The 7,042-nt window shown below is 60.0% G+C and carries 5 protein-coding genes; 1 reads left to right on the plus strand and 4 read right to left on the minus strand.

Annotated features, from left to right (window positions below; genetic code table 11):
* The 4 genes from RMO15_RS21350 to RMO15_RS21365 all read right to left on the minus strand — a co-directional run.
* A partial coding sequence (locus tag RMO15_RS21350; protein ID WP_309716838.1) for an FAD-dependent oxidoreductase occupies positions 1-1,057 on the minus strand: 1,057 nt, incomplete at its 3' end.
* Complete coding sequence (locus tag RMO15_RS21355; protein WP_309716841.1) at positions 1,054-4,107, minus strand: ankyrin repeat domain-containing protein; 3,054 nt, start codon at positions 4,105-4,107, stop codon at positions 1,054-1,056. The genes RMO15_RS21355 and RMO15_RS21350, both read right to left, overlap by 4 nt.
* A gap of 189 nt (positions 4,108-4,296) precedes the next feature.
* Positions 4,297-4,815 carry an ankyrin repeat domain-containing protein gene (locus RMO15_RS21360; RefSeq protein WP_309716844.1) on the minus strand — a complete coding sequence of 173 codons (519 nt, stop codon included), beginning with the start codon at positions 4,813-4,815 and terminating at the stop codon, positions 4,297-4,299.
* Positions 4,816-4,877: 62 nt separating this feature from the next.
* The gene (locus RMO15_RS21365; protein WP_309716848.1) at positions 4,878-5,999 is read right to left on the minus strand and encodes a hypothetical protein; all 1,122 of its coding nucleotides are present in this window, start codon (positions 5,997-5,999) and stop codon (positions 4,878-4,880) included.
* 202 nt (positions 6,000-6,201) lie between these two features.
* Between RMO15_RS21365 and RMO15_RS21370 the strand changes: the two genes are divergently transcribed.
* The coding region (locus tag RMO15_RS21370; RefSeq protein ID WP_309716851.1) for a molybdopterin-dependent oxidoreductase at positions 6,202-7,042 on the plus strand (841 nt) is incomplete at its 3' end.

Raw genomic sequence — 7,042 nt, forward strand, 5'->3', positions numbered from 1 at the left:
CGGGCTCGGGGATGCCCTTGCCATAGATCGTCTGTAGCGTGGCCATGGCACTGGCGACGATCTGAGAGTCCGTCCACGACTCCATGGCCTTGCCTTGCGTGGCGGCATTAAACCCCAGGAGAACGGGTTGTTTTAGTGTTCGTTGGAAGCTCACCCACTCGGTCCACTCGCCCGGTTTGGGCGCGATGTACTCCAGCCAGTCCACATCGTCGGGCCAGAATACTTTTGAGAAGCGCAGGTAGCACTTGTTGAGCACGCCCATCCCCAGACCCGCTATCGCTTGCAGCTTGGCTTTGGGGAGCGCGGGGGCGAAGCGCACCCGCCCCGCTTTTAAGGCTCCCAGGGGCAGAGTCACCAGTACCTGGTCTGCCGTAAGCTCACCCTGGCTGGTGACCACGCGTACTGGCGACTGGCTCCAGTCAATCTCCTGCACCACGTGGCCTAGCCGGATCGTCAGCCCTTGGGCAAGGTGCTTGGTGAGCGTGTGGTAGCCCTCGGTAAAAAGAGCATCGTCACCTGGGAAAGCTTTCGCACTGTCGTGCCAGTGGGCCGAGAGCTCGTTGGCGCTTCCCGCGTACTCCTGCTCAAACTCGGAGCTGAGGAGGAAGTTCAAGAGACGAGGGGTTACTGGGGAGCCCTCTGTCTCTTTCTTTAGTACCTGATCGGCGACTTGGCGAAGGGAGCGATCGTTCTCTTCGTCTTGCGCCTTGCCTATCGCTTTGCGAAGCTGTTTTCGGAGCGCCTCAAGACGCGTCTCCTCTTTCTTCGTGAGAGGCTTCCCGTCGCTGTTATAGGTGAGGTTGCGGTCGTAGTGGGTCTGCACACGACGGGCAGAGAGGCTATCCGCGAGTGTGGTGAGGGGGTTGCCCTTCACCCCGTGAATCCACGATGCGCCCAAGTCCAGCGGCAGGTCGGGCCACTGGGTACTGGTCCAGATGCGCCCCCCGATGCGCTCGCGCCCCTCCAGCACCACGACCTCGTGGCCCTTTGCCTGGAGCTCTCGTGCTGCTGCCAGCCCGGAGAGCCCTGCCCCGATCACTAAGACACGCCTCTTCACTCTCGGAGCCGCCGTGCGAGCTTCGGGCGCTCTTGTTCCAGAAACGTCGGATTGAGTGTGAGACCCGTCGAGGCACCAACCCCTGCGTAGAAGTCGGCGAGGCCCTTGTTCCAGGCACCTGAGACAATCGCCGCTGCCGTCTCGCCGCGTGGGTTCTTGCGGTTAAGATCGGCCCCGTTTTTCAGGAGCAGCTCGACCAGCTCAGCGCGGCAGAAGAACGCGGCGATATGCAGCGGCGTATTGCCATCGTCGTTGGTTGTGTTCGGGTCTGCGCCGTGTGCGAGCAGGTTCTTGGCAAGCTCCGTGTCGCCGTAGACCATGGCCTCGATCAGAAGGTCCTTTGCGCCTTTTGCATCGCCTGCGACATGGAAGATAAAGTCGTTGCTGAAGAGCCCGCCGGGGTTCTGGAGCTGGAGAAAATGCATGCCTATTGGCGGGAGCTTTGCCAGCGCCACGGTGACCGTCTCGCCCTCTATTTTTATGGTACCCACAAGACGCCGCCCATCCACAATGATATTTGCGTTGCTTTTTACATGCCGACCGCTGAGCTTCATGGGGAGGCTGCCGGGGTAGAGAAGTGGGAAGACCTCATGGCCGCGCTGGTTCTGGATCGGGCCGTAGGTCCAGAGGGCGGGCTGCGGATGATCGAAGTCCACGTTGGGGCCAAGCTGGGCGGTGAGGGTGCCGATAAAGCGCCCCTCGGCGGCAGATGTGATCAGCTCGGCGCGGGTCATGCCTGAGTAGGACTTCCCATCGAAGCGGAGCGTGACGGGTTTCTTTTGGAGCATCCCCTCGCCTTGGAGCACCGTGCCTCCCTCCCGCGCCGACTGCTCCAGCGCCTCTAGGAGCGTAGCGGTCTCGGGGAGCTTTGCCGTGGCCTGGCTCAGCGTCACTTGGCGGGCAAACGCACCGGAGAAGCCCGTGCTCCCTTCGATCACCATGTTCCAGATCGGGTCGAAGCGGGAACGGCCTCCCCACGACATGCGCCAGATCTCACGCTCGGGCGCTCCCTGCTCCGCGATGGCTTTGTAAAAATCGAAGCCGATGAGGTTCAGGCGGCCTTGGGGCAAGATCAGCCAGCGGTCGTAGGCACCACGCCACGTTGGGGCGTCCATGCCCGTGCCCGGCGTGTTGGTGCTCACTAAAAACGGCATTCGGTGACAGTCGCCGCAGACGTTGGGCTTGGACTTACCTGGATCGTTGTCACCCTCGACATGGAAGAGGGCAAAGCCACGCTGGGCGGTTTTAGAGAGGGTGTTGGTGTAGGCGCGCTCTGGGGCGGGGGGATAGGGAATGCTGAGTAAGAACTCCGCCATGTCGTCGCGCTCGGCTTTGGTGAGCCGCCCGAGCTTGCCTTCGTCGTTCTTGGTATTATCGCCTACGAGCTTCATGGTCGAGGCGAGGCCGCTGTCAATGAGCTGGCGTGGGCTGCTCAGCGGGTCGTCGGTGCGGCTGTTGGGCGCGATACTCTCAAAGACATGGGCGGAGTTGTTGCCACCGTACGGGTCGCCGGGGATGCCGTCCCAGTGAAACGGCGCGGTGTCGCGCAGGCCACGGACGGGCATGGTCGAGCGGGGCATGATCTGGTTGCCGCCGGTCACAATCGGCGTGTCGAGCACCCAGAGAAGCTGGTCCGTGTGGCCGTCGGGGTGGCAGCTTGCACAAGAGAACGTCCCGTTTGACGACGCTTTGGCCGTGGTAAACGCGATCCGGCCACGCTTCACGGCGGGGTGTGTCGGGTCATCGAGTGGGATCGTGGTGAGAGGCTTGGGCGCGGCGGGGTTGGCAACATCCACGACCGAGACCGTGTTGGCAGCGGCGTTGAGCACCCAGGCGCGGGAGAGCTTGCCCGGCTCCAGCGCGATCCCCTGCGGCACGGCCCCTACATCCGCTCGCCCCAGAACTGCACCAGTCTTGGCATCCACGGTAAAGAGCTTGTCGGAGCCCGCCGCCGACGCGATGAGCGTGGAATCGTCGTCGCTGACTTGGACGGCGAAAGGCGTGGCGAGTGCCTGGTCGGGCGTGGGCTGATGGGGGAGTGCGGGCTCTAGCTCAAAGAACGCGGGAGTGCTCGAAGTGCCGGAGGGCGCGACGCACGTAATGCGGTTGAGAAACGGGCGGTTCTCCAGCTCTTTCAGGCCGTGTTTTTTCGTCCCCGAGCGCCCATTGGCATCGTTGCGGGCATCGGTCTGAGCAATAAAGACGCGGCCCTTGGAGTCCACGGTCATGCCGTAGAGCAGCGTCCCCAGCGTGCTCACCGTCTCGACCAGCGTGTCGGTCTTGGTGTCGAAGATATACAGATCGCGGTCCGGCACTTTGGGATGCTTGACAATATCCACTACATGGCCCACGGAGAGAACATTGTTGTTAAAGATAGAGTGCGCGTAGGCATCGAAGGTCACGAGCTTGTTGTCAAAGGGCTTGACGCCACCCGAGAGCTGGGTCTGATTGCCGGACTCGAACGGGAGGACATAGAGCTTGTCGCCCTTGACCACAAGTGCGCGTGGGTCCTGCGCCGTGATCGTCAGGCGCTTGGTGAGCTGGCGCATTTTGACATCAATCACCGCGATCTGGTTCGCCGACGAGAGCGCGACATAGGCTTTCTCGTTACTGGCAAAGGCGATTCCCACCGGCTCGTCAAAGCGCGTCGCTTTGGTCGCCGGGTCAATGTCCTGAATCGTCGCGAGCACCTGCAAGTACGTCGCGCTCGTGGTATCAGTGTCCACCACGCTCACCGAGTCCGAGAGATGGTTAGCCACCCAGACCTCTTTGCCATCGGGGCGAACCGCCACACTGACCGGCTCCACCCCGACGGCAACGCGCTTCACGATCTTCCGACTCGTGGCATCAATCACGTCCAGCGTCCCCGACGGCGTATTAGCCACAAAGACCCGACCGCCACTTACCGCAATCGGCGAGGCTTGCGGGCTCATAAACGCCGGGTGCCCGACACTCTTCTCATCCTGCGCCGCACGGCTCGCGGGCCAGATCGCGGAGGCAATCAGCGCCAGAGTGCTACAAACCATTAAAAGACGGAGGGGGAACTTCATCGTAGGAGACCTTCCTGCCCGTGTGAATTATTTTTTGGCCAGGTGGCCAAATTTTAACACTGCACCCTAGAACTGTCAAGCCGTGCTAGCGCGACACACGAAAAAATGCGAGGAGTTGAAAATTCCTCGCTAAAGGCGCTTCGCGCCGAACGTCCTGCCGGACGGTGTATCGCCCGGCAGGACGTTCGGCTACTCCCGAAAAACATGAGTTTCCTGTGGCATAGGAGGCTCACCTGAACCTGCCTGTTTGAGTAGAGAAACAATGTCAGGATGCCCGTAATCTTTTGCCAGGCTGACAGGAGTAGCTCCTTTACCATCAATACACTCTGAGGCACGTGGGTTTGCTCCCTGGCCCAAAAGAAAAATCACCATCGCACGATCTCCGCGAATTGACGCAAGCATGAGAGGTGTATAGCCTATCTGAAACGGATAATCTCGATATTCCAAACGAGTCCTGATATTCAAGAGCGGCTCCCACAGAGTCACCGCATTAGATCGTCTACGTGCATCAGCTTGAGCACCTTGGGCGAGTAACTTTTGGGCTTGAGGAACCGTTCCATTTTCAGCCACAGTAAGTATCTGAGCATCAAGTTGTGCCTGATGTTGTTGCAATTTCGCCTGTCGTGTTACCCAACTCCCTATAGCGATAATGGCACATAGGAGTAGCCATAAATAGCGCCATGGTCGCTTAGCGGATAGTACAGACATACTGAGAATTATATCTCTATTGGAGAGAATCGCTGTTGGTTCCTTAAGATTCCACGTCTGTGCTAGCGCGACACGCGAAACTGGAACTCCTTGCCCTCGCGCCCGAGAATCTCGATGCGCAGCTTTACAGAGGGGTCGCTGATCACGGTGCCGGAGTGGTAGAGCGCATGGTAGAGGGTGATGTGGCTTTTCTCCAGCTCTTTATCCCCCGAGTCGAGCGCAGCGGGCAGTACCTCGATTGGTCCACGACCGGCAGGGCGCTTTAGATCAACACGGTACACCAGCACGCCGCACTCCCCCTGGGGATTGGCATCCCGGTTGCGCACCTCCACCACGTAGGCTTCGCTCGGGCTAATCGGGGCGACAATTGCACGAATACCGCGCTTGGCATAGATCGGCGCGACGGTCACCGTTGATTTGCCCCGCGTCGCGATCCAGAAGTCATCGTCGCGGAGCCACTCTAGCTTGCGCTTGTGCCAGGCAAAGTACTCGTGCCCAACGGCCTGATAGGACATCAAGTCCCACGCCCCGACATGCCTAAGACTGTCTTTATAGCGACCAGTCGGTTTATCGAAACTATAGAGATCAGGCAGGCCAAAGATATGGCCCGTCTCGTGCGCCAGGGTCTGCCAGCCCCAGCTCGACCTGCGCGTGTCATTTCCAAAAGTGACAGCATGGCGGATCAAGGCCCCGTTGATCTTGGGGGCATCTTCTGGTGACGCTCCAAAGGTCGGGGAGATAGGGCAGCCCGGTGCGTAGCTACCGACGATGTAGACGATGTCATACTTACGGAAGTCCACGCTTGAGGCAACCTTCTGCGCTATCTCTTGAATGTAGCCACGATGCCCCTCAAAAGTGCGCTGGTTGTAGCTCTCCTCGGTGGAAGGATGCTCCATGGGAACCCAGCGATGAACGGGATCAATGGTCAGCTTCACCTTACCATACGAAGCACGACTCATGTACGCGATGCCCTTGGGAGCGAGGCGCTTGTAGAGCTCCTGCGTGGTCTCTTCGCGGGTTGTGTCGGGAAACTTAGCAAAAAGCATGACCGTCCGAAGCTTGCCTGCTGGGCGTAGCGCAAAGTTGTAGTCCGTCTTGCCCTCCGTCAAGCGCTGACCGCCTCCAGGTTCGTAGGTTAGGCCGAGAAAGCCCGTAGGCTTCATTTGCTTGGCTTGTTGCATCATCTAGTTTAGCATGCGTTTGGGCAAGCCCTTCATTCCTGTATCATAGGTTTCCGGTTTGATGGGAGAGTGGGACATCCGTGGCGATGTTGCCGGGCAAGGACTTCAGCCGGACGCCGGGCTTTCACATGTCCAACCTAGAGCGGTCAGGGAGTGGGTTAGACTTGCCCTCTGGCTTCTTCTACGTCACAATGCGCCCATGGCCATGGCACAACCACACTCTCGGCGCGAGCTACTGAAGCTAGGAATCGGAATCGGGGGGATTGTGGCTATCCCCCCGACGAAAAGCGCGGTGGCAGCTCAGGAGCCAGCACGTAGCGTACTGACTCCCGCCGACAAATTCGGTAATGTGGCGCGTGGCAACCCGGTTCCCCACACCCTGCGCGGCGATGCGCTGATCCAGGCACGCCTGACTCCAGAGACCTGGCGGCTGGAGATCGTTGCAGAGGGCGGGGCGAAGATTGCACAGCCCGCTACCCTCGACTTCCCCGCCCTGATGGAGCTGGGAAAGACACACGGCGTTAAGTTTATCAAAGCGCTCCAGTGTCTGAATATTGCACAGCCACTGGGGCAAGGGCTGTGGGAAGGCGTCCCACTCTGCGAAGTTCTCCGGTTGGTCGGAGCCTACAGCAACGTGCGACGGGTGCACTACTCGGGCTTTCACAACGACGATCCCAAGCAGATTTTCCAGTCGTCACTGAGCCTCACCCAGGTGCTGGAGACACCCCCGTGGGAGCTGTCCCCTTTTCTGGCCTACCGCCTGAACGGGAGCCTGATCCCGCTGGAGCGGGGCGGCCCTGTCCGTATGATTATCCCCTGGGCGCACGGCTTCAAGTCCATTAAGTGGCTACAGCGCCTCGTTCTCACCAATGACCACCGCGCCAACGACACCTATGCCGACGCCAACAACGACCCGGAGTCGCACCTCAAGACGGCAGCCTACGTGGATCGTGTCCCGGAGCGGCTCGGCAGTAACAACCCAATCGTGCTCCGAGGGACAGTGATCTCAGGCCTGTCAGGGCTCAAGAGAGTCGAGTACTGGCTCC

It is taken from the genome of Armatimonas sp., from assembly GCF_031410135.1.
Classification (GTDB): Bacteria; Armatimonadota; Armatimonadia; order Armatimonadales; family Armatimonadaceae; genus Armatimonas.

Excerpts from the sequence above, each read along its gene's own strand:
- RMO15_RS21360 (WP_309716844.1), bottom strand. The coding sequence starts at position 4,815 with ATGTCTGTACTATCCGCTAAGCGACCATGGCGCTATTTATGGCTACTC.
- RMO15_RS21355 (WP_309716841.1), bottom strand. The coding sequence starts at position 4,107 with ATGAAGTTCCCCCTCCGTCTTTTAATGGTTTGTAGCACTCTGGCGCTG.
- RMO15_RS21365 (WP_309716848.1), bottom strand. The coding sequence starts at position 5,999 with ATGATGCAACAAGCCAAGCAAATGAAGCCTACGGGCTTTCTCGGCCTA.